We start from the raw sequence: 26,354 nt of genomic DNA, 5'->3' as shown, positions 1-26,354 counted from the left end.
GCACCGGTACAGGCCGGGCACAGGCGCCCGGGGCCCGAAGCGTTCTCCCCACTGGTCGGGGAGACGCTCGCCCATGTCGGCCATGTTCTCAGGGAGCGGTGGGCGTGCGGGGAGTGGTGGCCGGTCACGACGCCGCCGGTTCGTCGAGGAGCGTCGTGGGCACGACGGACAACAGGCGTCCACGCCACGGGGCCCGGTAGCCGTCGAAGATGTCGGGCTCGTCGGTGACGTCGGGTCGCCCCGGCGGCAGGCCCAGGAGCTGCGCCAGGGTCATCCCCGCCTCCCAGGCGCGCACGAGGGAGGCGATGGCGACCAGCGAGAAGCCGCTGTCCTGGAGGCGCAGGACGGCGCGGAGGCGGTCCAGGTGGCCGTCGTCGTAATAGCCGGTCCGGCCCACGAGATGCGGGTGGGGGAGCAGCCCCCGTGTCTGCAGGGCGCGGACCTGTCTCGTGGTGGTGCCGGTCGCCCGGGCCGCGTCGTCCACGGTGACCCACTCGGCCACGCCGGGGCGCGACCCCGTGCGCTCGGGGGCGACCGGAAGATCCACATTGCAAATGTAACATATTCTAGTGTTACATAGGGTCTGGAACAGAGGATCTCGAACGGAGGATCGCCATGCCCATCAACCCGGATGTGGTCGGAATGGCCTCGGAGCCCGTCGAGCGATCGTGGACGTCGACCGACTGCCTGCTCTACGCCGTGGGGGTCGGGGCGGGCTCGCTCGACGCCGCCGGGTTCGAGCTCGACTTCACGACGGAGAACTCCGTCGACCGGCCCCAGCGCGTCCTGCCCACCTTCGCGGCCGTCGTGGGCGGTGGCGGACCACCCCGAGGGAGCCTCGGCAGCTTCGACCCGGCGATGCTCGTCCACGGCGAGCAGTCGATCGAGCTGTTCGGCCCGATCCCGCCCGCCGGGACCGTGCGCACCACGAGCACGGTGACGGGCGTGTTCGACAAGGGGTCCGGCGCCGTGGTGGTCACCGAGTCCCGGTCGGTCGACGCCCGCAGCGAGGAGCCCCGGTTCACCGCCACGTCGTCACTGTTCGTCCGGGGCGGGGGTGGCTTCGGCGGCGACCGCGGGCCGTCGGGGGTCCCGCCGGCGCCCGAGGGCGAGCCCGACGACGTGGTCTCCTACACCACGCGCCAGGACCAGGCCCTGCTCTACCGGTTGTCGGGTGACCGAAACCCTCTGCACTCGGACCCCGTGTTCGCCGAGCGGGCCGGTTTCGACCGCCCGATCCTCCACGGGCTCTGCACGTTCGGGTTCGCGGGGCGCGCGTTGCTCCATGCCGTGTGCGGATCCGACCCGGGACGTGTGGTGTCGATGGCCGGGCGCTTCTCGCGACCGACACTTCCGGGTGACACCCTGAACGTCTCGATCTGGGCACACGGCGACGGCGTGCGCTACCGCACCGACAATCAGCGCGGCGAGACCGTCATCGCCGCGGGCTCGTTCGTCTTCTCCTAAGGGGCCTCGCCGGCATCAGCGGCCCGCCGGGCCCGGGTGGCGTCAGCGGACGCCTCCGTCACGAGCCGGGTGGCGCGCGCCGGCCGCTCGTCGCCGGGGGCGCCGGCGAGGTTGATCTGCACGAGGACGGCGGCCGCGTCGGCGCCCGCGGCGGCCAGGAGTGCCGCCACGATCGCGTCGCCGCGCGAGGCCGGGTTGCCCTCGAGCGCGAGCTCGGCGGCGAGCCTCGACAGCCGGGCACCCGCCTCGACGACCCTCATGGGCACGACAGCGGCGTCGGACAACGCCGCGGCGACGTCGCGCCGGGCGGATGCGGGGTCGGCCGCAGGGGCGCGACGACGTGCCGCCATCACCCGGGCGTAGGCGCGGGGGTCCTCGTCGCACAGGGGGCTGATATCGCGGCGAACCGCGTCCGCCTCGAGCGCCAGCGTATGGGCGCGCGCGCTGTGGCCCGTCGACAGGCGCGCCGCCATGGTGCACAGGCTGGCGGCCAGTGCCACCGCGACGACCGCGGCGGATCCTCCGCCGGGAGCGGGCCCGCCGTCGGCGAAGGCATCGAGGAGCAGGTCGAACGGCAGGTCCAGGTACGACGAGGCGCCGTCGCCGGGAGCGGGCCCGGTCACGGGCACGGTGAGGAGAAGCGGCCGCCGGGGAGTGCCACCATCACGTCAGCCCGACGACCTCGCCGTTCTCGTCGATGTCGATCCGCTCGGCCGCCGGGTGCGACGGCAGGCCGGGCATGGTGCGCATGTCGCCGCAGACGGGGTACACGAAGCCCGCCCCGACCGACGCCCGCACTTCGCGCACGGGCAGCCGCCAGCCGACGGGCGCGCCCTTCAGGCTCGGGTCCGAGGAGATGGAGAGATGCGTCTTGGCGATGCAGACGGGGAGGCCCCCGAACCCGTTGCGCTCGTAGGTGTCGAGCTGTCGTGCCGCGCCGGGCGAGTAGTCGACCCCCTCGGCGCCGTAGACCTTGGTGGCGATGGTCTCGATCTTCTGGCGCAGGGGCACGTCGGCCGGGTAGAGGAGGTGGAACTCGCTGGGTTCCTCGGCCGCCTCGACCACGGCCTCGGCGAGCGCGACGGCGCCGCGTCCCCCGTCGGTGAAATGGGTGCACACCGCGGCGCGGACGCCCATGGAGGCCGCGATCTCGCGGATGGCGTCGTGCTCCGACGGGAAGTCCTCGGGGAACGCGTTGATCGCCACCACGGGCGTGACGCCGTGCATCCGCACGTTCTCCAGCTGCTTTCGGAGGTTGGCGCCGCCGGCGTGGACCTCGTCGGGGCGTTCCTCGAGCAGCGCCGGCGGCAGGGCCCTGCCGGCGACCACGTGGTGCGACCCGGCGTGGACCTTCAGGGCGCGGACCGTCGCCACCACGACCGCCGCGTCGGGCGTGAGGCCCGAGGTGCGGCACTTGATGTTGAAGAAGCGCTCCGCTCCCATGTCGGCGCCGAATCCCGCCTCGGTGATGAGGTACTCGCCCGTGCGGATGCCGATGAGGTCCGCGATCACCGACGAGTTGCCGTGGGCGATGTTGCCGAACGGCCCGGCATGGACGAGGACGGGGGTGTTCTCGAGCGTCTGCAGGAGGTTGGGCTTGATGGCGTCGCGCATGATCACGGTCATGGCGCCTGCCGCCCGGAGCTGTTCTGCGGTCACGGGCTCTCCGGCGGAGGTGTACCCGACGACGATGCGCCCGAAGCGCTCGCGCATGTCGCGCAGCGATGTGGACAGGGCGAGCACGGCCATGACCTCGGAGGCGGCGGTGATGTCGAAGCCTGTCTGCCGCGGAACGCCGTCCTCTTTGGTCCCGAGGCCGACCACCAGGTTCCGCAGCGCCCGGTCGTTGACGTCGAGCACCCGCCGCCACGTCACGTTGTGCAGGTCGATGCCCAGTTCGTTGCCGTGGTACAGGTGGTTGTCGAGCATCGCCGACAGGGTGTTGTGGGCGGCCGTGACCGCGTGCATGTCGCCGGTCAGGTGGAGGTTCATCGCTTCGAACGGCACGGCCTGGCTGTACCCGCCGCCCGCCGCGCCCCCCTTGATGCCGAACGTCGGTCCCATCGACGACTGGCGGATGGCGATCGTCGCCCGTTTGTCGATGTGGCGCATGCCCTGCCCGAGGCCCAGCGTGGTGGTGGTCTTGCCCTCGCCGAGGGGGGTGGGCGTGATGGCGGTGACCACGACGTAGCGGGCGCGGGGCCGGTCCGACAGCGCCTCGATCGCCGCCAGGTCGATCTTCGCCACGTACTCGCCGTAGGGCTCGAGCAGGCTGTCGGGGATCCCGGCGTCGGCGGCGATCTTGGCGATGGGCTTGAGCACGGCCCGCCTCGAGATCTCGAGCGCGTTCAGCGTGGTCATGGCCAATTCTCCTTCCGAAGTCCGGCCCGGGCTCGCTGCGTGACCGCCAGGGCGCCGGCCCGGCCCGCTCCGCCGGCGGGATGCCGTCGGTGCCTGACCGCCACCCGCGCACGGTGCCCGCTCGCGGGCGCCCAGGTCCTCCCCCTCCCGCCCGACGGCGGGTCCACCGTTTATAGCCCCTATGTGAGAGCATGCGCGGCGACCGGTCGGGTCGGTACGACGAGACGGCAGGGGTACGGGTGGACACCTGGGAGCGGGTCCTCGAGCAGCGCCCCACCCTCGTCGACGCGCCGTGAGTGCGGCGCCCGCCGGCGGGGGGCCGACGTTCATCACCCGCTTCGACACCGCCGGCGCCGGCGTCCGGCTGGCGGTGAAGGACCTCATCGACATGGCGGGCGTCCCCACCACGGCGGGGTGCCGCGCCGTGGCCGAGCGGGCGGTGCCGGCGACGGCCGACGCCGCGTGCCTGGCGGGCGCCCGGTCGGCGGGGGCCAGGATCGTGGGCCGGACCAACCTCCATGAGCTCGCCCTGGGCGTCACGGGCGTGAACCCGTGGTACGGCACGCCGGTGAACCCCCTCGACCCCCGGCTGGTCCCCGGCGGCTCGTCGAGTGGGTCGGCGGTGGCCGTGGCGACGGAGGAGGCCGACGTCGCCTACGGCAGCGACACGGGCGGCTCGGTCCGGATCCCGTCCGCCTGCTGCGGCACGGCCGGGCTGAAGACGACGTGGGGCCGCGTCCCGCTCGACGGCGTCTGGCCGTTGTCCCCGAGCTTCGACACCGTCGGGCCCATGGCCCGCGACGTGGCGGGATTGGTGCGCGGCATGGCGCTGCTCGAGCCCGGCTTCGTCGTCGCCGACGGCGCGCCCCGGCGCGTCGGGAGGATCCGGGTCGACGCCGACCCGCTGATCGACGCCGCCGTCGACGGCGCCCTCGCCGCCGCCGAGTGGGACGTCGTCGACCTCGACGTCGCGCTGTGGCACGAGGCCACGGCGGCCGGGGGGCTCCTCCTCGTCGCCGAGGCCTGGGCGACCGACGGCGACCTGGTGGAGCGCGATCCGGACAAGGTCGGAGCCGACGTGATAGGGCGGCTCCGTCTGGGGTCGTCGCTCGACGCCCGGGCCCTGCACACCGCCCACGACGTCCGGGAGCGCTGGCGCGCCGAGCTGGTGGGGATCTTCCGCGCCGTCGACGTCGTCGTCACGCCGACCCTGACGGTGTTCCCCCCGCCGCTCGCGGGTGGCGAGGAGCTGCTCATGGCGCGCTGCACGCTCCCGGTCAACCTCGCCGGCGTCCCCGCCCTGGCCCTCCCCGTCCCGACCGAGGGCCCGTTGCCTGCCAGCATCCAGCTCGTGGGGCCCGACGGGAGCGAGGAAGCGCTCCTGGGGGCCGGGCTCGTCCTCGAAGCGGCTGCCGCCACCCTGTAGGGCCCGGTCCACAACCGGCGGTGTCCGGAGTGTCAGCCACACGCCTGGCGGCCCACCGGCCCCGCAGCGGGCGCCGTCGGGCTCACACGATGCACCGGGCGAGCTCGACGAAGCTCGTGGTGCCCGCCAGGACCTTGGCCACGCCGTTCTCGCGCAGGTGCTGCATGCCGTCGGCCACGGCCGCCGCCTCGATGTCCGCGGCCGATCCGCGCGCCAGGATGAGCGCACGGATGCTCGCCGAGATCGGCATCACCTCGTACACGGCGACCCGGCCGTGGTACCCGGTCTGGGCGCAGCGACTGCACGCGCCCGGCCCGAAGAGGGTGAGCCCCTCCCGGAAGCCGTCCGATGCGCCGTCTGGGGTGAGGGAGGTGATGGCCAACAACTCGTCCTCCCCGGGCTCGTAGCGGATCCGGCAGTGCGGGCACAGGCGCCGGACGAGCCGCTGGGCGACAACGCAGGTGAGCGAGGAGGCGACCAGGTAGGGCTCGATGTCCATCTCCAGAAGGCGCGCCGTCGCCGTCGACGCGTCGTTGGCGTGGAGCGTGGAGAGGACCAGGTGGCCGGTCAGGGCGGCCTCGGCGGCGGTGTGGGCCGTCTCGGTGTCCCTGATCTCGCCGATCACGATGACGTCGGGGTCGGCGCGCAGGATCGAGCGCAGCCCCGCGGCGAAGGTGTAGCCGATGCGGTTGTGGACCTGGGTCTGCTTGATGCCCGCGATGTCGTACTCCACCGGATCCTCGACGGTGACGATGTTGCGGCAGGGGTCGTTGATCTCGCTCAGGATCGAGTAGATGGTCGTCGACTTCCCGCACCCGGTCGGCCCCACGGCGAGGATCAGGCCCCACGGCAGCCCGAACGAGGCGCGCAGGCGCCCGAGCGCGTCGGGGTCGAACCCGAGGCGGTCGATGTCCAGCAGTCCCTGGTCGCGGTCGAGGATGCGCAGGGTCAGCGCTTCGCCGTGGACCGTCGGCAGTGTGGCGATGCGGGCGTCGACGGATCGCCCGGCCGTGACGAAGGACATGCGACCGTCCTGGGGGCGACGGTGCTCGGCGATGTCCAACCCCGCCAGGATCTTCAGCCGGTTGACCGTGCCGGTCGGCACCGAGGGTGCCAGGTCGGTGGCATCGTGGAGGACGCCGTCGACGCGCATGCGCACCCGCACGGCGTCGCCGTTGGGCTCGAGGTGGATGTCGGACGCCCGCTGCGCCACGGCGCGCGTCAGGAGGCGGTCCACGAAGTCGGCGACCAGTCGTTCGGTGAAGTCGGCGTCGATGAGAGAGGGCGCCGAGGCGGTGCTCGGCGACCTGGCCGAGGGCGACGACCTGGCCGAGGGCGACGAGGTGGCCGAGGGCGACGAGGTGGCCGGGAAGGCCCGGCCGAGCGCCAACCGGAGCTGGGCTGCGGCGACGATCACGGCGTCGACCCCGCAGCCCGCCACCACCTGGGCGTCGTCGAGGGTGAGCACGTCGGTGGGGTCGCTGATCGCCACCAGGAGTTGGTCACCCTCGAACCCGACGGGCAGGACGCCGCGGCGGCGGCAGAAGGCGGCCGGGAGCCGGCCCACGGCGTCGGGGTCGGGGGGCGATTCGGCGAGGTCACGGTAGCGAAGGCCGAACACACCGGCGAGGGCACGGCTGAGCTCCTCCTCGTCGATCACGCCCCGGGCGATGAGGAGGTGGCCCAGAGAGTCACCCGTGAGGCGCTGCTCGGCGAGGGCCGAGTCGACGTCGGACGCCGTGATGAGGCCGTGGCTGACCAGCCAGTCCCCGAGCCGGACCCGGCGCGGGGCCGATGACCAGTCGTCGTCGCTGATGGTGTCGTCGGCGGTGCGGTGGACCCTGGTGCTCTTGGTGCGGGTCACGGTGACCCTCCTCCTCGTCGATGGTGCGTGCCGGGCCCGGTGCGCCCGGTGCGGTGTGACCCGGTCCTGTGGTCAGGCGGTCTTCCCGGGCCACCATCCCTCGTCGGCCCAGTCGGCCCCGTCGCGTCGCGGGTCGCGGCGACGGGGCTCCTGGCTCGGCGCGACGAGATGCCAGTCGATGCCGCGCCGGCACCCCGGGCACTCCGGGAACCGCTCGCCCTGCTTGACCGTGATCTCGCCGTGCCCGCAGTGCCCGGTCCAGACACCGGACTCTTCGCACGTCTTGTTGGTGAAGGCCATCGCTGCCCTCCTCGTCGTTGCGCGACCGTCGGGGCGTCGGCCGATCCCCGTGGCGCCGCCCGGCGCGGGTGCTCGGACCGACTGCTCCATCGAAGCCATCGACCCCGGCACGCCGCCGGACAACCCAACAGCGGCCTGCGGGCGAGATTGGGACTTTGGTCCCGAGGGACCTCGGACGGCCCGGGATCATCCCGGGATCATCCCGGGATGTCCGAGGACAGGCCCGAGGACAGGCCCGAGGACAGGCCCGAGGAAAGGCCGCCATCTCGGCCCAGGAGCCCCCGTCGTCGGCGTTCCTCGCCGAGCACCTCGTCACCTGACGAGGTCAGGACGAGGTCAGGCCGAGGTCAGGCCGGTGACGGCGGCTTCGGGGCGGTGTTGACCAGCGCGGCCCGGAGGAACCGGAGAAAATCGCAGCGGAAGCAGTAGTCGCGGCACTGGTGCCCCATCAGCCGTCCCCCCTCGCCAGCCGTCCGCCGCCCGGTCCTTGCGGGCCCGGCGGGGGACCGCCACTCCCTTGTCGAGGGCAACGGTGACAAACGAGCCTCACCCTGCGCCCTCGCGCGTCCCAACACTTGCCCAACTGGTACGGCGCAGTCCAGATCGGCCGCACGGGTCGGGCATCGGCCGGACCGGCAGCCCGGCCGGGACCGCGGCGTGTGGCTAGTGTCGGCCGGGACCGGCGGCCGGGCCGTCGGCAGCACCTCGGAGGTGGCCGGGCGTGATCCGTGGCGAGGGAACGGCCGTCGTGCGGGGGGTAACCCCCGACGAGGTGTTCGACTTCGTGCTCGACCCCGCCCAGTACACGAAGGCGGACACCAAGATCGTGTGGGTCACGAAGCTCGCCGACATCCCCGGGGGGATGCTCGCCCGGGAGGACGGCACCTTCCTGGGTCGCTTCCGCGGATCGGTGGTGACCCGCTACCGGTGGAGCCGGCCGACCTCCATCGACGTCACCCTCGAGCACGGCGTGCCCCGGGCCCTGCACGCCTGGTTCGAGATCGACGCCGTGGGCGGGGGGACGCGCGTGCGTCACGTCGAGGAGCTCGACATCGGGCACGGGCCCTTGGGCTGGCTCCACGATCGGGTGGCGGGGGCGTGGTTCGCCCGTTCGGTGGCGCGCGAGGTGTCGGAGATCGCCCGGCTCCTCGAAGCGGGGGAGCGCGGCCGGGGGCCCGACCAGGGCGACGCCGCCTGAGCAGCGTGAGGCGAGCCGATCGCCCGCGCCCCGCGCCCCGGGCCCGTCGGGGCCCGGTCGAACCTCAGGGGCGCGTGAAGCGGATGTCGAGGGTGCGCAGGTAGGTGTGCAGCCCCGCGTCCTGCACCGGCAGCAGGTGTGCCGGGGCGCCCGACTCGTTGTGGTGGCTGTGCCACATCCCCGGTGGGGTCACGAACGCCCCGCCGGGCTCCCAGTCCACGCGGGAGGGGTCCACGATGTCGCCGCCCGGTCCGATCTCCTCGCCGACCAGCGTGTAGCACCCCGGCCGGCAGTCCACGATGAGGTCGAGGGCGATGCTCTGGTGCCGGTGCGCGCGCTGCACCTGCCCCGACGGGAGCACGCCCAGCATCGCCCACAGTGTGTGGGTGGCGGTGAGCGTCCGGTCGTTGCGGGCGTTGCCGAGCAGCACGGCGATCCGGTTGCGCGTGGCGGCATCGGGGGCCGCCGCCACCTCGGCGAGCAGCGCCCGGGCGCGCGCGCCGTCGAAGCGCGTCGGGGCGAAGCGCGCCTCGGCCGCTTCGACGCCGAGATAGGCGAGGAGCGGCGAGTCGTCGACGTGGTAGAGCACGGCGCGCTCCTCGGCGAGGTGTCGGGCCCGGGACCGACCCGGGAGGGTGAGCACGTCGCCGGCGCGCCACGCCACCGTTCCGACGCCGGCAGGGCCCTCCACCTCGGAGTGCCCGCGGCCGGACAGGCAGTAGGCGAGGTTGCTGGTGGCGTTGGCGGACAGGTCGATGTGGTCGCCCTCGTCGATGCACAGGAACCGGGCGAGCAGCGACGGCCCCGTCGCCGGATACGGCGTGGCGAGCACGTCGGAGAGGTCGAGCGTGACCACACGCGTGTGGCCGCCCTGGTGCCGGTGCGCCGGGAACCGCTGCAGCGGGACCCGGCTCGTGAGGCCCGACCCGATGGGGTCGACGGCCGCGCTGTACTCGTGGAAACGCGCGTCGCCGGTCCAGTCCTCGATGGCGGGCCCGACGCCGAACGCGCCGGCCGTCGGGGTACGGGTCGTCGCTGCGGGCGTGCGCATGTCACCAGTATCGGCCACGGCGCCGTCGCGTGCCGGGGCGGGGGTTCTCGGCGCGGGTGCACGGCGGCGCGTCCACGGGCGCGCGCCCGTTCACGGCGCGCGCCCGTGGTCGCGGCACGCTGGGGAAGACCTGGGGAGGAGCGGGTTCCCACTGGGGACAGCCTCACCACAATTGGGGAAAGACCGACGAATTCTCTGGAGAACATCGGGATTTCGCGTCGCCCCCTTGACCTTCGTTGGCGGCGGGCGCAGAGTGTGACTCAGCCGGATGAACAACGACCCACCGGGGACCGGAGAGAGCGCCGCAAGGCGGGATCACCGGAGAGACGGAGGGCGACGAGTTCGCCGGTGAGGCAGATGGTGAAGCACCGTGAGGTTCCCTGGGATCGACCGGTGCCCACGCCCTGACCGGGGGTCGTCCGACCCTGGGGAGGGGCGAGCCCTCCGCCGATGGCACGGCCCCGAGGAGTTCGGGCGGCTTCGGCCGATCCGGCTACTCGGGGTCCTGCCGCGTCCGGGCTCTGGTGCGGCGCACCGCTACCGGATCGTGAATCGCGTCTCGCCCGCCGGTCGCTCGTCGACGACCGCCACCCCACCGACGTGCGCCATGGGCGGTCCCTGCCGGCACCACGCCACCAGCGCGTCGACCGACGGCGACGGGCCCTCGAAGACCGCCTCGACCTCCCCGGCCGACGTGTTGCGCACCCAGCCACCCACCCCGACGTCCGTGGCTCGCCGGGCACACGACGCCCGGAAGCCCACACCCTGGACGCGCCCGCGCACGACGACCCGGCGCCGCACCGCGCCGGGGGCTGGGCCGCCGTCCGTCACGCGGACGGGGCGCCCCTGGTCTCGACCACGCCGTCCATCAGGCAGGGGTCGATCTCCACGTCGGTGCACCGCTCGCACTCGAGCTCGAGCGTGCTGTGGGCGATGGTGAAGGGGACGCCGATGGCCGCCTTGACGCGCTCCCCGACGACCTGCGCCTCCTCGAGCGTCGGGTGCCCGGACAGCACGAGATGCGCGGACAGGGCGCGCACCTCGCTCGACAGGCTCCACACGTGGAGATCGTGCACCTCGGCGACTCCCGGGACCCCGCCCATGGTGGCCGTGAGCTCCCGCAGGTCGACGTCGGCGGGCGCCGACTCGAGCAGCACCTCCACGCTCGCCCGGAGGAGCCTGACGGCCTCGGCCACGATCACGACCGCCACCACGAGGGACGCCGCGGGGTCGACCCATACCGCCGACGCGTCGAGGACGAGCACGGCACCGGCGCCGAGGACGGCCAGCGATCCCAACGCGTCGCCGGCCATGTGCAGGGCGGCCGAGCGCATGTTGAGGTCACCGGTGCGGTCGTGCAGCATCAACGCGGCCAGCCCGTTCACCACGAAGGCGAAGGCGGCCACCACGACGACGAGCCCACCGTGCACGGCGTGGGGATGCACGAGCCGCACGATGCTCTGCGCCACGATGGCGGCGGTCACCACGGCGATCACCGCCGCGTTGGCCAGCGCCGCCAGGATGGGGCCACGGTGGTAGCCGAACGAGCGCTCCGGGCTCGGTGGCCGCAGGGCCCACCGGACGGCGACGAGCGACACCGCCACGCCCGCCACGTCGGTCACGTTGTGCCCGGCGTCGGAGAGCAGACCGACGGAGTGCGCCACCAGGCCCCCGGCGATCTGCGCGGCGGCCAGCACCACGTTGAGGCCGAGCGCGATCCCCAGGCGTCGTGTTCGGCTCGTGGCGCGGTCCATGGGCGGCGGGCGCTCCTCGGTCGGGCTGCCGCACCCCAGCCTACCGGTGGCGCCTCGCCTACCTCCGGGCCCGAGGTGCTAGCCGAACGGCCCGAACCACGCCTGCTCGGTCGTGCCGTCGCGGTAGCAGGCGAGCAGGTGCTCGAACCACGCCGTGCTGTCGGCCAGCCCGCCGGGCCGGAAGCGCTCGAGCCAGAGCCCGCGGTGGACGTCGACATACGCCGTGAGCTCGTCGGCCAGCGCCCGGCGTTGCTCGGTGCCCAGGGAGCCGAGGGCCCCGTCGCCGCCCAGCCGCATCCCGGCGTCGTGGCACGACAGGCGCAGCAGCGCCACCGTGGCGCCGAGCTCCCGGGTCACGAGGTCCCCGTCGGGACGGTCCGGCCGGGCCCGGCCGAGCCGGGCGACGGTGTCGTCGAGCACGGACTCCACGGCCTGGAGATCCGCGGTGGTGAGCCCTGCCGTCAGGGCTTTGCCGACCGTCCACTGGGGCAGCAGCAGGTGCAGCGCCAGCGCCGACATGTTCGGGGGCCGCGGCACGACCATGCGGCACACCCGGCCCAGGGTCACCACCGCGCGCCCGGTCTCGCCCGCGGGGTCGTCGTAGCAGTGGGCGTCGAGGAGCGTGGCCAGGTCGTCGGGGCCGAGCCCGGCGTGGGCGTCGACGCACCACCCGAGGGCGGCCGCCGCGGCGTAGCCCGGGTCCCCGACGGGCGGCTGCTGGTGGTGGCCCATGTCGCCCCAGTCGGTGGTGAGCAGCCCCCGGGCGCCGTGGGCGGCGCCGGCGGCGGCGGCGGCCCTGACGTTCCCCATCATGTTGTCCACGCGCCCGGCGATCGAGGTCCAGCCGGAGGTGCCCGGGCACACCCAGAAGGGCACGCCGGCGGCGGCCAGGCGCGCCGTGCGCTCCTCGAAGGGGTGGTTGTCCTCGTACCCCCATTCACACACCGTCACGCCCGGGGGGAGCTCGGCGAGGAGGTCGGGGTGCGACGCCAGCACGTCGCCCCACACGAGCAGCTCGCGCCCGGCGAGGACCGGCAGGGCGCGCAGGGCCCGCAGCCACGACGCCCATTCCCGGTGGCGGTCGGCACCGAGCTCCCAGGGCTCGTCCAGGCCGACGTGCACCGTCGTGCTCGCCAGCTGCGGCACGAGCTGGGTCAGCAGGTCGGCGACCAGCGCGAACGCGGCGGGTTTGGCGGGGTCGAGGGTGAGGGGCGGGCGGCGGATCCCGAACACCCAGTCGAACCCGTCGGGCGCGATGGCGAGGGGGCGGTAGCGGTCGAGCCGGAGCCACCGCTCGAAGTGGCCGAGGGTGTTCTGGTTGGCCACCAGCTCGACGCCGCGCCATCGGCAGTGGGCATCGAGCGTGTGCAGGTCGTCGGCGGTGAACGGGTCGGCGCGGCGCCACACCTCCTCGTGGCCCGCGTAGGCGAAGGTGTGCTCCATGTACAGCTGGAGCTGGTTGACCTTCCACCCGGCCAGCCGGTCGACGAGGGCGGTCACCGTGTCGAGGGTCGGCACGCGGTCACGCGACACGTCCAGCATGACGCCGCGCACGGCGAAGTCGGGCCAGTCGACGATGCGGCACGCCGGGAGGGCCCCGTCGGGCCGTCCCCCCGGTGCGTTGGCCCGGTGGCGAAGCTGCGCCAGCGTGGCCCGCCCGTGGCGCAGACCGGCGTCGTCGGCACCGACGACCCGCACGGCCCGCCCGTCGACCTCGAGCCGGTAGCCCTGGGCGGGCAACCCGGCGTCGAGCGACTCCACAGGGACGCGGTCGGGGACCCGGGGAGCGCCCGGTGCCGCCTCGAACGAGCGGGGACGGGGGAGCAGCAGCGGCATGCCCGCGGCGGCGGTCGCGTGGTCCGTGCCCACCGGGCTCAGCCCGCCGCCTCCCACGGTCCCTCGGGCCGCAGCCCCCGGCCCACCATGACGGCGAGCTCGTTGCGCACGACCGGCAGGTCGTCGGCGTGGGTGACGCCGATGCACCGGCCCGGCCCGTCGAGCACCTGCACCGTCTGGAGCGGGCCGCCGCCGGCGGCCGACCCGGCGATCATCGCCCCCACCACTTCGGGCAGCAGCACCTCGGCGTCGGTGGCGAGTGCGCCACGGTCGTGCACCGCCCCGTCGGCCGACACCGAGGGGTGCGCCGCCAGCACGGCCGCCTCGAGGACCGGCCAGACGGCGGGCCGGAACCCCCACAGGTTCATCGACACCGGGGTGTCGCCCGGGAGCTCGGCCGGTTCGAGGCCGTCACCGGCTTCGAAGCTCCCGTCGGGGCGTCGCCGCACGGCGCGCCGCTCCACGAGCCGCTCCAGCCGCCCGTCGGGTCGCACCTCGCAGGTCCCGCGTGTCACGGGCTCGTCGGCCACGATGGTGTCGCGCAGCCGGAACGCCACGATGGCGTGCTCGTCGCTCCCGTCGAGATGGCGGGCGAGCAGGTGCATCGCCGGCACGCCGTAGACGTCGTCGGAGTTCACGACGGCGAAGGGCCCGCCCCCGACGTACGTGCGGGCGCACAGCACGGCGTGCGCCGTCCCGAGGGGCACGGGCTGCTCGGCGAAGGCCACGGGGACCCACGACGGGAAGCACCGGCGGACGTGGTACCTGATGGCCGGTCCGGTCTGGGGGCCCAGGATGATGACCACCTCACCGAAGCCTGCGGCGGCGGCGTCTCCCGTGATCAGGTCGAGCACCGCCTCGCCGTGGAGCCCGACGGGCGCCAGCGGCTTGCACCCCCCGTAGCGCTTGGCCATGCCCGCGGCCAACACGACCAGCACCGGCCGGTCGTCTCGAGGGCTGGCCGTCACCCGCCCCATCGTAGGACGGCGCTGGCCCAGGTCATCCCACCGCCGAAGCCCGACAGCAGGACGAGGCTCCCCGGGCGCAGGCGTCCCGACTCGAGCGCGTCGGCCAGGGCGAGGGGGATGGAGGCCGACGACGTGTTCCCGTAGCGGTCGATGGTGACGACGCAGCGCCCGTCGGGGATGCCCAGCCGTTGGCTGGCGGCCGTGATGATGCGGGCGTTGGCCTGGTGGGGGACGAAGAGGTCGACGTCGTCGGGCGTGAGCCCGGCGCGCCCGAGCGCGGCGAGCGACGATTCCACGATGACCCGAACGGCGTGGCGGAAGATCTCCTTGCCGTTCATGGAGAGGTGGCCGCCGTGGTCGCACTTCAGCAGGTGGCGCAGGGACCCGTCCGCGCCCAGGTCCCAGGCGAGCAGCTGGCCGGGGCCGTCGGTGGCCTCGAGCAGCACGGCGCCGGCCCCGTCGCCCACCAGGACGGCCAGGCTCCGGTCGTCCCAGTCGGTGATGTGCGAGAGCGTCTCGCTCCCCACGACGAGCACCCGCCGGGCGCCGATCGACACGAGCCCGTGCGCGGCGACGAGGCCGTACACGAAGCCCGAGCACGCCGCGTTGACGTCGAACGCCCCACCGCGCACGCCGAGGCCCTGCTGCACGGTCGCCGACGTGCCCGGCACCAGGGCGTCGGGCGTCGAGGTGGCCAGCACGAGCACGTCCACGTCCTCGCCGCTGCGGCCGGCGCGCGCCAGGGCCTCCGCACCCGCGGCGATGGCGAGCTCCGAGGTGGTTCCGCCGATCCGTCGCTCCCGGATGCCGGTGCGCTCGGTGATCCACCGGTCGCTGGTGTCGAGGCGGGCGGACAGGTCCTCGTTGGTGACGATCTTGTCAGGGACGGCAATGCCCCACCCTGTGACCACTGCACCCGGCATGGGCTCAGTTCCGCTCGAGGACGTGGACCGCGACGAGGGCGGCGTCCTTCCCGGCCATGATCCCGCCGGTGTTGACGGCGACGGCCAGCCGGGGGTCGTCCACCTGCCGGTCCGACGCCGTGCCACGCAGCTGCGCCACGAGCTCGGCGACCTGGCATATCCCGGTGGCGCCCAGCGGGTGCCCGCGCGCCACGAGGCCACCACTCGGGTTCACGCACACGGCGCGCCCTCCCACGTCGGTGTCGCCCGCGGCCGTGGCCGCTCCGGCCGCCCCTGCCGGGAAGAACCCGAGGGACTCCAGGGCGTACAGCTCCTCGGCGCTGGTGGCGTCGTGGAGCTCGACCACGTCGACGTCCTCGGGGCCGATGCCCGACGCCTTCCAGGCTTCCTCGGCTGTCTCACGCAGGCGGTCGTGGTAGTCGAGCTCGCCGTTGCCCGACCGCAGGATGCTGGCGCGGATCCGGGGCGCACCGCGCTCGGCCCCCACCGACAGCACCGCGGCGGCGGCCCCGTCGGTGAACGACGAGCACATGAGGCGGGTGAGCGGGGGGACGACCATCGGCGCGGCGAGGACCTCCTCGACCGTGACCGGTGTGCGGAACTGCGCCAGCGGGTTGCGGGCGCCGCTGCGCCGGGCCTTGGCCGCGGCCGCGGCGATCTGCTCGGGGGTGGTGCCCCGCTCCTCGATCTGGTGGCGCACCCAGGTGGCGTTGAGGGCCATGAGGACGCTGCCGGCGTCGTTGTCGAGCCTCACGCGCAGCTCGGCGCGCTCGTCGGCGGGCAGCCCGTCCTCGATGCCGGCGATGGTCTCGGCCCGGTGCCCCGTCCACATCTTCTCGACCCCGAGGACCAGCACGGGTGACTGGCCGGCCAGCGCCGCCATCACACCGAGGTGCATGGCCGACGACCCCCCGGCGCACGAGTTGTCCACGTTGACGACGCCCGTCGTCCCGAGGTCCACCTCGCGCAGCCAGCTCTGGCCGCGGATGCAGCCCTGGTCGCAGAGGCGTCCGCCCAGGGCGTTGGCGACGACCACGAGACCGACGTCCGCGGGCGACAGGCCGGCGTCGTGCAACGCCGCCACGACGGCGTGGCGCGCCATGGCGTCGGGGGTGAGGTCCCGCCGGTCCATCGGCGTCATCCCGATTCCGACGACGCTCACGTGCTGTGTCACCACGACCTCACTTCCCGGAGTCCGGAGGGCACGCGACGAGGCCGGCGAACTCGCCGGCCACGTCCTCGAACTGTACCAGCGGGTCGTCGGCGGTCACGAAGACCGCGACGTGGTTCGCACCGGCGTCGACGAAGCGGGCCAGCGCGGTGGCGCAGGTGCGGGCGTCGCCGGTGACGAGGTGCCGGGCGAAGGAGTGCGCCGGGAGCCCGTACAGCGACGACATCCACGCCAGCCCCCGCTCCCCGGCCGCGTCGCCGCCCGCCGACACGAACACCACCGTGGCCCGGGTGATGTCGGCGGGGTCTCGTCCGGCGCGCTCGGCCTCCTTGCCGAGCCGGCCGACGGCGGCCGCGTACTCGGCCGGGGGGACGAACAGCGGGATCCAGCCGTCGCCGCGGCGTGCGGCGCGGCGCAGCGCCGCCTCGCTCGATCCCCCGACCCACACCGGGACGGGGCCGGCCGCGGGCAGCTGCACGTACCGTTCGCCCGGGGACACCGCCCAGGTGCGGCGCAGGGTGTCGATGCCCTCGTCGAGCAAACGGCCCCGCGTGGCGAAGTCGGCGCCGGCGGCCCCGTACTCGCCGGCGTGGGTCCCCACACCCACCCCCAGCACCAGCCGGCCCCCCGACAGGTGGGCCAGGGTGGCCGCTTCCTTGGCGACCGACGGCGGGTGGCGCAGGGGCAGCTGCAGCACGCACGAGCCGACGACGACACGGCTGGTGGCCGTGGCCGCCACCCCGAGGGTGGCGAGGCATTCGAGCGCGGGGCCGTGCCAGAACAGGTGGTCGCACGCCCACAGTGCCGTCGCCCCGCCGGCCTCGGCTCGCCGGCAGATCGAGGCCAGGGTCGGCGCGTCGGGCGGCTCGCCCTGCTGGGGGAAGGTGGGCAGGATCAACCCGAGGGCCCCTGTGACCGGGGCCGGGACCCCGGCAACAGGCTGGGCCGGCGTGGCGGAGGGCACGCCGCATGGTAACCGCGGGCCCTTAGTTGACGGTCCGTCAGATTCCGCCCGGGGCCGGCGCGGGCGCCGGGCCGGCCCGCGGGCCCGGTGCCGCCCACCGTCACGGCAGAATGGGGGAGTGCCCGACGCCGACGCCCGAACCGTGGCCGATGCCGCATCCGTCGACCCCGGGGTGACCGGCCCCGGGGTGACCGAGCCCGTCCTGTCCGACCCCGTCCTGACAGACGAGGTGCGGGCGCAACGCGAGGTGGACCTGCGGTCGCTGATCGAGCTCATGCGTCCCGCCGTGCAGGCCGACGGCGGGGACCTCGAGCTCGTGGCGTTCGACGTGGCCTCGGGCGTGGTCGATGTGCAGCTCCGAGGCGCGTGCAGCTCGTGCGCCATCTCGTCGACCACGTTGCAGGGCGGCGTCGACCGCATCCTGCGGGGTCGCCTCGACTGGGTGACCGAAGTCCGTGGTGGCGTCGACGAGTCCGGTGACCCCTTCGCCAGCGCGGCGATGGGCCGCGGCGCGTACGTCCCGAAGGCCTGACCGGCGGCGGCTCAGGCGGCCAGGTCGGACTCGTCGATCTGGCCGTAGCGGACGAGCGGTTCGAACAGGTCGAGCACCATCCGGTCGGGGTCGGTGATCCCGCGCAGGGGTGGCGCGGCCAGTGTGCGCGTGGCGAAGCGCCGGGCCACGGCGGCCTTGCGGGCGTCGCCGTCGCGCTCGAGCGCCCACGCCGCCTCCTCCACCAGGAGCGCTCCCTCCACCGTGTCGGCGAGCAGCTCGGCCAGTCGGCGGCTGTGCAGCAACGCCATGTCGTCGGGCGCGCCCTCCAGGTACGCGATGGCGGACCGGGCGTCGGCGAGCGCGCCGGCCACGGTGTCGCGCGTGCCCGCCAGCACCTTGTGCCCCGAGCCGCTCTCGAGCGCCTGCTCGACCCGGGCGATCAGGGCGAGGTGGGCCCGTTCGCCGCGCATCGCCCGGCGGACGTCGACGCACAGGATGTTCTCGGTGCCCTCCCAGATGGTGTGGCACTGGGCGTCGCGCAGCTGCCGGGCCATGGGCCAGTCCTCCATGTAGCCGTTCCCGGCCAGGACCTCCAGTCCCGTGGAAGCCGCTCCCAGCGCGGCGCGGGTGCAACGCATCTTCGCCAGGGGCACGAGGATGCGGCGCAGCAGGCGACCCGACTCGGCGTCCTGGGCGCGGCGCGACGCGGCGGCGCACTCGTAGGTGACCGCCATCCCCGCTTCGAGGTCGACGAGCATGTCCACGAGGGTCTCGCGCACCAGCGGGTAACTGTCGATGCGGTTCCCGAACTGGGCGCGGCGCCCGGCGTAGATGGCGGCCTCGAGGAAGGAGCGGCGGTGGATGCCGAGGCCCATGAGGGCGACGCCGAAGCGGCTGCCGTTGACCATCTCCATCATGCGGTTGATGCCCCGCCCGTCACGGGCCGCGTCCGCACCGCCCTGCGCGGCGCGCGCGCCTGCGCCTCCGGCCAGCCACGCCCTCGCCCCGTCGAGCGACACCTCGCCGGTGGGCACGCCCACGGTGCCGAGCTTGGACTTCAGTCGTTTGACCGTGAAGCCGTTCGGCGAACCGTCGGGCAGGATGCGAGGGACGATGTAGGTGGCGAGGCCCCGGCTCCCCGGTGGGGCGCCCTCGGGCCGGGCCAGGACGATGAACACCTCGGCGTCCACGTTGGAGCAGAAGTGCTTCTCCCCGAACAGGAGCCACTCCTCGCCGTCCTGCACGGCGCGCGTGGTGTTGGCCCCGACGTCGCTGCCCCCCTGACGCTCGGTGAGGAACATCCCGCCCTCCCAGGCCTCGTCGGGGTCGACGCTGCGCAGGCGCCGGAGCAGGTCGTCGCGTGCCGCCGCCGGGGCGTAGCGCTCGACGATGTCGGCGGCGCCCGACGTCATGCCGAGGCCGCAGTAGATGGCGGTCTCGGCCTGCGACACCAGGTACGACACCGACGCCGTCACCACCCCCGGCACCGGTCGTCCGACCAGGGACTCCAGGCTCACGAAGCCGTTGCGCACCAGGTCGGCCTTGCTCTGTGTCCAGGTCGGGTGGTGCACGACCTCGTCGACCACCTCGCCCCAGCGGTCGTAGCGGCGCAGGACCGGCCCGTGCTTGTCGGTGACCTCGGCCCGGGGGGCGATGACCGTGCCCACCAGTTCGCCGTAACGGCTCACGTGCTCCTCGGCCAGGGCCCGTTCACCGGGGTCGGGGAGGTGGCGGTCGAGGAGGGCGATGAGGTTGGGGTCGAGTCGGTACCAGTCGAGCCCGGTGGCCTGCTCGAACTCTGCGTAGTCGGGGAGCATGTGCTCGATGCTACGGCCCCCGGGCGCTCCCGTCGCCGTGCGGCCGGCCCGCGGCCACTTCTTTAGGAAAGCTAATTAGAATGGCAAATGATGAAGACCGTCTCCTCCGAGCCCGGCGCCGCGTCGCACCCCGACCCGGCGTCTGCCGCCCGCCCGACGGTGCCGGGCGCCACCGTCGTGGCCGCGCCGGGGCCGTTGTCCGTCGAGCCCGCCGCCCCTGAGCCCGCCGCCCCTGAGCCCGTCGCCCCTGAGCCCGCCGCCCCTGAGCCCGCCGCCCCCGGGCCCGCCGCCCCCGGCGTCGCGGTCGGGGCACCGGGCTCGGACGCCGAGACGGCGGCGCGACTGCGCCTGGCCGTCACGCGCCTGGCGCGCCGGCTCCGCCAGCAGGTCGCCGGGGGCGTGACGTCGTCGCAGGTCTCCGCGCTGGCGACCGTCGAGCGCCTGGGGACCCCGACACTCGGGGAGCTGGCCGCGTCCGAACAGGTCCAGCCGCCGAGCATGACCAAGATGGTCGTGGGCCTCGAGGCCGCCGGCCTCGTCGCCCGCGGCGAGGACGACAGTGACCGCCGCGTCGTCCGGGTGGCGCTCACCGCCGAGGGCCGGCGGGCCCTGCAGCGGAGCCGCTCGTTGCGCACCGCCTACCTCGTCCGCCGCCTGCGTCGGCTGTCGGATGCCGAGCGGGCGTCGCTCGAGGACGTCGTGCGGTTGCTCGAGCACCTGGTGGAGCAACCGTGACCCGCCTCCGGCGGGCGGCCGGCACGACGTTCCGGTCGTTGCGCGTCCGCAACTACCGCCTCTACTTCACCGGCCAGCTGATCTCGGTCAGCGGCACGTGGATGCAGAGCATCGCCCAGGCGTGGCTGGTCGTCCGGTACCTGGCCCCGAAGGGACAGGCCGGCGTCGACGTCGGGTTCACGATGGCGCTGCAGTTCCTGCCGATGCTGCTGTTCGGCGCGTGGGGCGGCCTGGTCGCCGACCGCGTCGACAAGCGCCGGCTGCTGTTCGGGACCCAGGCGGCCGCCGGCGTGCTGGGGCTGGCGCTCGGGCTGCTCGTGATGCTGGGCCCCGGCCCCGCGGGCTCGGCCCACCTGTGGGAGGTCTACCTCCTCGCCCTGCTGCTGGGCTTCGTGAACATGCTCGACAACCCGGCCCGCCAGACGTTCGTCATCGAGATGGTGGGGCGCGACGACCTGCCCAATGCCGTCAGCCTGAACACCATCGTCATGAACGGGGCCCGGGTCATCGGCCCGGCCATCGCCGGAGCCCTCATCGCCACCGTCGGCCTCGGCGTGTGCTTCCTCACCAACGCGGCGAGCTACGTGGCGGTGATCGTGGCCCTGGCGCTGATGCGGCGCAGCGAGCTGCTCCCCGCCGAGCGCGTGGTGCGCGCCAAGGGACAGCTGCGCGAGGGCCTTCGCTACGCCTGGCACACCCCCAACCTGCGCGACCCGCTCGTGCTCGTCTTCGTGGTCGGGCTGCTCGCGTACAACTTCACCGTGATCCTGCCGCTGTTCGCCAGGGAGACGTTCCACGGCGGTGCGGGGACCTTCGCCACGTTGACGTCGCTCATGGCCGGGGGCGCCGTCGTCGGGGGCCTGGTGGTGGCCAACCGCGGCCGACCGAACATCCACCGGCTGACGGCCATCGGCATGGTCTTCGGCTGTCTCATCGCGGCGGTCGCCCTGTCGCCCACGCTCGTCACCGCGTGCGTCCTGCTCGTCTTCATGGGGGCCCTGTCCATCGGCTTCATCGCCACGGCCAACGCCACCATCCAGCTGCGGGTCGCCCCGTCGATGCGCGGCCGGGTCATGGCGCTGTACGCCATGGGCTTCCTCGGCACCGCCCCCATCGGGGCGCCGCTCGTGGGGTGGATCTCGCAGACGTCGAGCCCGCGGGTGGCGCTGCTCGTCGGCGCGGGGGCGACGGTCGTGGCCTCGGCTGCCACCCGGGCGCGGCACCGCAACGAGCACCGCCGCGCCGAGGCCATGCCCGAGGGCGTGGAGGAGGCGACGCCGGGCACCGAGCTGGGCGTGGCCTGACGGGCCGGGGCACGAACCGGCGGACCGGCGCGCCGCGGGCTCAGGCGCCGGTGGGTCTGGGCTCCTTCGGGAGGCCGAGGACTCGCTCACCCACGATGTTGCGCTGGATCTCCGCCGTGCCGCCCCAGATGGTCTCCGAGCGGCTGAAGAAGAACGACGCCTGGAGGTCGCTGACCGGATAGCCCGTCCCGCCCCGGCGCGAGCGGCGCAGGCCGTCGTCGTCGTCACCGTCGGTGCCGGTCAGGATCAGGCTCTCGAGGCCGAGGATGTCCATGGCGAGCGTCATGGTCGCCTGGTGGTACTCGGACCAGAACATCTTGTGCATCGCGCCCAGCGCGGCGGCGTGGTGGGTCCCGTGGAGCGCGTCGGTGAGGGACCGGTAGCCGTTGATCTTCATGATCTTCACCTTGGTCCAGGCCCGGGCGAGGCCCTGGCGGACGCGGGGGTCGGTGATGCGCCCCGTGCGGCGGGCCTCGGCCACGATCTGGTCGAGCTCCTTCTCGAACCGGCGGTGCCCGGTCGTCGACGACGCCCCCCGTTCGAAGCCCAGAGTGGTCATGGCGACCTTCCAGCCGTTGTTGACGCCCCCCACCACGTTCTCCTTGGGGCACCGCACGTCGGTGAAGTACACCTCGTTGAACTCCGACGAGCCGTCGACCTGCTTGATGGGGCGCACGTCGACCCCCGGCTGCTTCATGGGGACGAGGAGGTAGGAGATCCCCGCGTGCTTGGGGGCCCCGGGGTCGGTCCGGGCGAGGAGGAAGATGTAGTCGGCGAACTGGGCCTGCGTCGTCCACACCTTCTGGCCGTTCACGACCCACTCGTCCCCGTCGAGCGCGGCGCGGGTCTTGAGCGACGCCAGGTCGCTCCCGGCGTCGGGCTCGGAGAACCCCTGGCACCACGTGATGGTGCCGTCGAGGATCTGGGGGATGAACTCCCGCTTCTGCTCCTCGGTTCCCCACTGCAGGATCGTCGGGCCCACCAGGGTGTCGCCGAAGAAGTCGGCCCGCATGGGGGCGTCGGCCCGGGCGAACTCCTCGTTCAGGACCACCTGCTCGATCAGCGACAGCCCCTTGCCCCCGTACTCGGTCGGCCACGAGGCGCAGATCCAGCCCCCCTCGTGCAGCGTGCGGATCCACCGGGCGTTGAACGCCTCGCGCTCGGCACCCGAGGGCCGGGTCCCGGGGTCGAACCACCCCTCGGGGAGGTTGTCCTCCAGCCAGGCCCGGACCTCCGTGCGGAAGGCCTCCGCCTCGGGGGGATAGGTCAGGTCCATGGGACGCTCCTAGTGCGGGGGGAAGGGCGCTTGGTGCGGGCAGGCGGGCACGACGCCGACGGTACCGCCGTGCCGGTCCCGCGGCCAGACGGCGGCCGCCCCGGGGGCGGCCTCACGAGTGCCCGCCCAGCTGGACCGCCTTCACCAGGAGCATGGCGACCGCCACGACCAGGTACCCGTACATCAGGACCATCGTGGCGGTGCGCCCCCGCGACCAGGTGGGCCGCTCGAGCAGGGCGAGGGGCGGCATGCGCCAGTTCACCCGCCGGGCCTGTTCGTCCGCGTCGGGCGGCGGGCGCCGGACGACCGCCCGCAGGTACAGCCCCCCCGCCAGCACCAGCACCAGCGCCAGGGCGGCGCCCAGCCCCGCCAGCAGCGCCACCACGTCGACGTGGGGGAAGACGGTGGTGGTCATCAGGATCAGCGACAGCACGAACAGCACCGACACGATCGTGGTGGCCACGGCGTTGAGCCACGGGCGGTTCACCCACGGGCCCAGCACCGCCTTGTCGTTGCACAGCAGCAGGAGGAACACCGTGGCGCTCGGGAGCAGGACGCCGGCGAGCGCCTGTACGGCGGTCGTGATGAGCCCGAGCGGTGCCCCGGGGATCAGGACGATTCCGGCCGCCGCCCCCACGATCGCCGCGAACGTGGCGTAGAAGCCTTTGGCGTCGCGGACCCGGCGGTGCAGCGAATGGCTCATGCCGAACATGTCGCCGAACGCGTACGAGGTCGACAGGGTCACCGCCGCGGCGCCGATGATCGATGCGTTGAGCAGCACGATGGCGAAGAGGGTGCCCGTGGCGTTGCCGAGGTAGTGGTCGAGGGCGTGGGCCACGCCGCCCGCGTTCGTGAAGTGCCCCGCCGCCCGCGTGCCGCCGAAGGCGAAGGCGGCGGTGATGACGATGAGGCTGGCGGCGAGCACCGTCACGAAGGAACCGATGATCGTGTCGGCGCGCTCGTAGTTCATCCAGCGGGGCGTGATGCGCTTGTCCACGATGTTTGACTGCTGGAAGAACAGCTGCCAGGGGGCCACCGTCGTGCCGACGATGGCGATGATGACCAGGATCGACGTCGAATTGAACCCGCCGGCCACGCCGGGGAGCACGAAGTGCCGGAACACCGGGCCGGCGTGGGGGTGCGCGTAGATCGCCAACGGGATGACGAGGAAGTTGGCGACGATGAACACCAGCATGAACCGCTCCCAGCGGCGGAAGCTCCCGCTGGCGGTCATGGCCACGAGCCCGAGCGCGGCCAGCGGCACCGAGATGTAGGGGCTCACCCCGAAGAAGTCGAGCGCCAGGCTGACGCCGATGAACTCGGTGACGATGGTGAGGAAGTTCAGGACGAAGAGGTCGCCGACCGAGAACGCCCCCCAGAACCTGCCGAACCGCTCCCGGATCAGCCGGGCGTGTCCCACGCCGCATACCGCACCCAGCCGGACGACCATCTCCTGGTTCACGATCAGGACCGGGATGAGCAGGGGCAGCGTCCACAGCAGGCTCAGCCCGTAGTTCTGCCCCGCCTGCGCGTAGGTGGCGACCCCGCCGGCGTCGTTGTCGCCCACCATGACGATGAGCCCGGGCCCGATGATGGCGAGCAGTGTGAGCAGGCGCGCGCGCCATGACCGCCGGGGCGCCTCGTCGTGGAGGCTGATGCTGCCCAGCGCGCCATGGATGTCGCCGTCGCGCGCGTCACCCATGGCGGGCCGCGAGGCAGTTCTCGGTATGCAGGGCCTGGTCGGCCATTGAACCTCCCGACGGTGCCGGCGTCGTAGGCGTGCATGGGTCGCGCGCACGCCACGCGCAGGTCGGCCCCGGGTCAGCCCAGTGGCGTCATGCCTGCTCGGCGGCGTGCGCGCGTGAATCGTCGAGGTGACGGGTCAGCGTGCAGCGCTGCTCCTTTGCCCGGCCCTCTCAAGCCGCACCAGAGGACCGGTGACGTCCGGTAGGGCGCCGGACTCGCCGCGGGTTGCATGCGGCGCACCGTGTCTCGCCGGGGTCCCGGCCGAGGCGTGGCTGCTTGGAAGGCGATCCTATCTGCTGGGGCCCTGGTCAGGGGAGTCCCGACCAGAGGCGTCCCGACCGCGGGCGTCGAGCCACGGGAGTCCCGACGGCGGGCACGGCCAGGGGCCCGCCGTCGGCGGTCACTCCTCGACCGACGTCATCCCGAACTCGCGGCGCCAGCCCGTCGGGATGAGCATCTCGAGCACGTCGTCGACGGTGACGACGCCGACCATCCGGTGCTGGTCGTCCATGACGGGGGCGACGGTCAGGTTGAAGTCCGTCATCTTCCGCGTCACGGCGTGCAGGTCCCAGTCCGGGTGCACGTGCGCCGGGTTGGGGCGCACCACCGACCCGAGGGTGGCCGTCGGCGACGCCTGCACGAGCGACACCACCGACGCCGAGCCGGTCACCCGGCCCTCGGCCCCCCGGGCGAACACCACCGCCAGGGCCTCGGGTGGGGCGCTGCTGGCGCGGACGGCCTCGAGCACGTCGCCCACCGGCGTCGACCCCGGCAGGCACAGGAAGTCGGGGCTCATGAGCCCCCCGGCGGTCTCGGGGTTGTAGCTGAGCAGGGCCCGGATCTTGCGCTGCTGGGGGGCCGGGAGCAGGCCCAGCAGCGGCAGGCGCCGCTCCTGGTCGAGCTCGGTGATCAGGTCGGCGGCGTCGTCGGGGGCCATGGTGGCGAGGAGGCGGGCGGCCTCGGCGTCGGTACGGCTCCGGACGAACTCGATCTGGTGCTCGGCGTCGAGCTCCTCGAACACGTCGGCCTCGAGCTCGCGGTCCTGGCCGACGGCCTCGATGATCTCCTCGCCTTCCTCGTGCGAGGCCGCTTCCACCAGGTCGGCGATCTGCGCGGGGTGCAGCCGGGCGAGCTTGCGGTAGGGGATGCGCAGGCGGGCCGAGGGCACATGCGCCACGAAGGGCTCGATGCTCGCCCAGTCGACGACCTTGCCCGCGGGGATGCGCCGGCCGAGGCCGCGCGGGAGCAGGCGCCGCAGGGCCACCCGGGGGCTCGGGTCCACCGCCACGACCTCCCACCGGCCGTCGCGCCGGGCGAGCTCGATCTCGTTGGCGCGGATCAGCCGGGCCCCCTGCAGGTTGATGAGGTGGCGCGCCCGGAGGTCCTTCGACAGGAGCATCTCGCCGGGGCGCCGTTCGAACCGCCGCAGGCTCACGGTGTCCCCCAGGAACTGCACCCGGCCCGGGCGCAGGTCCGACACGATGGAGATGGGGACGAACAGCTGGCGGTGGGCGATCCTGACCACCAGGCCGGTCACGGGCGGGTGGGGGGCGAAGCCCAGGCGGGCGATGAGGTCCTCGACGCGCCCGAGCCGGTCCCCGTCCCGGTCGACGAGCGCGCTCTTGACCACGCTCGACAGGTGCAGGATCTCGACTGCCATTCCTCGGCGCTCCTCGAGCGACGCGGTGCGGTGCATCCGC

23 protein-coding genes are annotated in these 26,354 nt (G+C 73.7%); 6 read left to right on the top strand and 17 right to left on the bottom strand.

What is annotated here, in order from left to right:
* Window positions 1-124: 124 nt before the first annotated feature.
* Window positions 125-547, bottom strand: a complete 423-nt coding sequence (locus VMV22_11905) for a MerR family transcriptional regulator (GenBank protein HUY23028.1) — start codon at window positions 545-547, stop codon at window positions 125-127.
* 68 nt (window positions 548-615) lie between these two features.
* Between VMV22_11905 and VMV22_11900 the strand changes: the two genes are divergently transcribed.
* On the top strand, window positions 616-1,467 hold the full coding sequence (locus VMV22_11900) for a MaoC/PaaZ C-terminal domain-containing protein (protein HUY23027.1): 852 nt from the start codon (window positions 616-618) through the stop codon (window positions 1,465-1,467).
* Here VMV22_11900 and VMV22_11895 read toward each other — a convergent pair.
* Window positions 1,464-2,096 (bottom strand): cyclodeaminase/cyclohydrolase family protein, encoded by a 633-nt coding sequence (locus VMV22_11895; protein ID HUY23026.1) that lies wholly within the window; start codon window positions 2,094-2,096, stop codon window positions 1,464-1,466. The genes VMV22_11900 and VMV22_11895 overlap by 4 nt on opposite strands.
* A 34-nt stretch (window positions 2,097-2,130) precedes the next feature.
* Window positions 2,131-3,828, bottom strand: a complete 1,698-nt coding sequence (locus tag VMV22_11890; protein ID HUY23025.1) for a formate--tetrahydrofolate ligase — start codon at window positions 3,826-3,828, stop codon at window positions 2,131-2,133.
* A 292-nt stretch (window positions 3,829-4,120) separates the two neighbouring features.
* On the opposite strand from VMV22_11890, the gene VMV22_11885 reads away from it, so the two are divergent.
* On the top strand, window positions 4,121-5,254 hold the full coding sequence (locus tag VMV22_11885; GenBank protein ID HUY23024.1) for an amidase: 1,134 nt from the start codon (window positions 4,121-4,123) through the stop codon (window positions 5,252-5,254).
* Window positions 5,255-5,336: 82 nt separating this feature from the next.
* On the opposite strand, the gene VMV22_11880 is transcribed toward VMV22_11885, so the two are convergent.
* Both VMV22_11880 and VMV22_11875 read right to left on the bottom strand, forming a co-directional pair.
* Window positions 5,337-7,118, bottom strand: coding sequence for a GspE/PulE family protein (locus VMV22_11880; GenBank protein HUY23023.1), 1,782 nt, complete (start codon window positions 7,116-7,118; stop codon window positions 5,337-5,339).
* A 72-nt stretch (window positions 7,119-7,190) separates the two neighbouring features.
* Window positions 7,191-7,418, bottom strand: a complete 228-nt coding sequence (locus VMV22_11875; protein ID HUY23022.1) for a hypothetical protein — start codon at window positions 7,416-7,418, stop codon at window positions 7,191-7,193.
* 748 nt (window positions 7,419-8,166) lie between these two features.
* On the opposite strand from VMV22_11875, the gene VMV22_11870 reads away from it, so the two are divergent.
* Window positions 8,167-8,616, top strand: a complete 450-nt coding sequence (locus tag VMV22_11870) for an SRPBCC family protein (protein HUY23021.1) — start codon at window positions 8,167-8,169, stop codon at window positions 8,614-8,616.
* Window positions 8,617-8,680: 64 nt separating this feature from the next.
* On the opposite strand, the gene VMV22_11865 is transcribed toward VMV22_11870, so the two are convergent.
* From VMV22_11865 to VMV22_11830, 8 genes are all read right to left on the bottom strand, one after another.
* Window positions 8,681-9,667: a hypothetical protein gene (locus VMV22_11865; protein ID HUY23020.1), complete on the bottom strand. Its 987-nt coding sequence runs from the start codon at window positions 9,665-9,667 to the stop codon at window positions 8,681-8,683.
* 537 nt (window positions 9,668-10,204) lie between these two features.
* Window positions 10,205-10,468, bottom strand: coding sequence for an acylphosphatase (locus VMV22_11860; protein ID HUY23019.1), 264 nt, complete (start codon window positions 10,466-10,468; stop codon window positions 10,205-10,207).
* A gap of 26 nt (window positions 10,469-10,494) precedes the next feature.
* Window positions 10,495-11,421, bottom strand: coding sequence for a cation diffusion facilitator family transporter (locus tag VMV22_11855; GenBank protein HUY23018.1), 927 nt, complete (start codon window positions 11,419-11,421; stop codon window positions 10,495-10,497).
* A gap of 78 nt (window positions 11,422-11,499) precedes the next feature.
* Window positions 11,500-13,290 carry a family 20 glycosylhydrolase gene (locus tag VMV22_11850; protein HUY23017.1) on the bottom strand — a complete coding sequence of 597 codons (1,791 nt, stop codon included), beginning with the start codon at window positions 13,288-13,290 and terminating at the stop codon, window positions 11,500-11,502.
* 5 nt (window positions 13,291-13,295) lie between these two features.
* On the bottom strand, window positions 13,296-14,225 hold the full coding sequence (locus tag VMV22_11845; GenBank protein HUY23016.1) for an NTP transferase domain-containing protein: 930 nt from the start codon (window positions 14,223-14,225) through the stop codon (window positions 13,296-13,298).
* Entirely contained in the window at window positions 14,222-15,136 is a 915-nt protein-coding gene (locus tag VMV22_11840; protein HUY23015.1) for a beta-ketoacyl-ACP synthase III, read from the bottom strand. Before VMV22_11840 ends, VMV22_11845 begins: the two co-directional genes overlap by 4 nt.
* 16 nt (window positions 15,137-15,152) lie before the next feature.
* Window positions 15,153-16,310, bottom strand: a complete 1,158-nt coding sequence (locus VMV22_11835) for a thiolase family protein (GenBank protein ID HUY23014.1) — start codon at window positions 16,308-16,310, stop codon at window positions 15,153-15,155.
* Window positions 16,311-16,329: 19 nt separating this feature from the next.
* Complete coding sequence (locus VMV22_11830; protein HUY23013.1) at window positions 16,330-17,217, bottom strand: LLM class flavin-dependent oxidoreductase; 888 nt, start codon at window positions 17,215-17,217, stop codon at window positions 16,330-16,332.
* A gap of 184 nt (window positions 17,218-17,401) precedes the next feature.
* Between VMV22_11830 and VMV22_11825 the strand changes: the two genes are divergently transcribed.
* On the top strand, window positions 17,402-17,815 hold the full coding sequence (locus VMV22_11825; protein HUY23012.1) for a NifU family protein: 414 nt from the start codon (window positions 17,402-17,404) through the stop codon (window positions 17,813-17,815).
* Window positions 17,816-17,826: 11 nt separating this feature from the next.
* Here the strand turns inward: VMV22_11825 and VMV22_11820 are convergent, their stop codons facing one another.
* A complete protein-coding gene (locus VMV22_11820) occupies window positions 17,827-19,593 on the bottom strand; it encodes an acyl-CoA dehydrogenase family protein (GenBank protein HUY23011.1) in 1,767 nt (588 codons plus the stop codon).
* Window positions 19,594-19,683: 90 nt separating this feature from the next.
* Here VMV22_11820 and VMV22_11815 point away from each other — a divergent pair, with 90 nt between their 5' ends.
* Both VMV22_11815 and VMV22_11810 read left to right on the top strand, forming a co-directional pair.
* Entirely contained in the window at window positions 19,684-20,328 is a 645-nt protein-coding gene (locus VMV22_11815) for a MarR family transcriptional regulator (GenBank protein HUY23010.1), read from the top strand.
* Window positions 20,325-21,632: an MFS transporter gene (locus tag VMV22_11810; protein ID HUY23009.1), complete on the top strand. Its 1,308-nt coding sequence runs from the start codon at window positions 20,325-20,327 to the stop codon at window positions 21,630-21,632. The genes VMV22_11815 and VMV22_11810 overlap by 4 nt, the downstream gene beginning before the upstream one ends.
* 40 nt (window positions 21,633-21,672) lie before the next feature.
* On the opposite strand, the gene VMV22_11805 is transcribed toward VMV22_11810, so the two are convergent.
* The 3 genes from VMV22_11805 to VMV22_11795 form a co-directional block, all read right to left on the bottom strand.
* Window positions 21,673-22,908, bottom strand: coding sequence for an acyl-CoA dehydrogenase family protein (locus tag VMV22_11805; protein HUY23008.1), 1,236 nt, complete (start codon window positions 22,906-22,908; stop codon window positions 21,673-21,675).
* Window positions 22,909-23,020: 112 nt separating this feature from the next.
* Window positions 23,021-24,610: an NRAMP family divalent metal transporter gene (locus VMV22_11800; GenBank protein HUY23007.1), complete on the bottom strand. Its 1,590-nt coding sequence runs from the start codon at window positions 24,608-24,610 to the stop codon at window positions 23,021-23,023.
* 444 nt (window positions 24,611-25,054) lie between these two features.
* Entirely contained in the window at window positions 25,055-26,314 is a 1,260-nt protein-coding gene (locus tag VMV22_11795; GenBank protein HUY23006.1) for a CBS domain-containing protein, read from the bottom strand.
* Window positions 26,315-26,354: the final 40 nt, after the last annotated feature.

The sequence above is a fragment of the Acidimicrobiales bacterium genome (assembly GCA_035531755.1).
Lineage (GTDB): Bacteria > Actinomycetota > Acidimicrobiia > Acidimicrobiales > UBA8190 > DATKSK01.
Note: the sequence above shows the minus strand (reverse complement) of the source record. Positions and strands in the feature narration are given on the sequence as shown.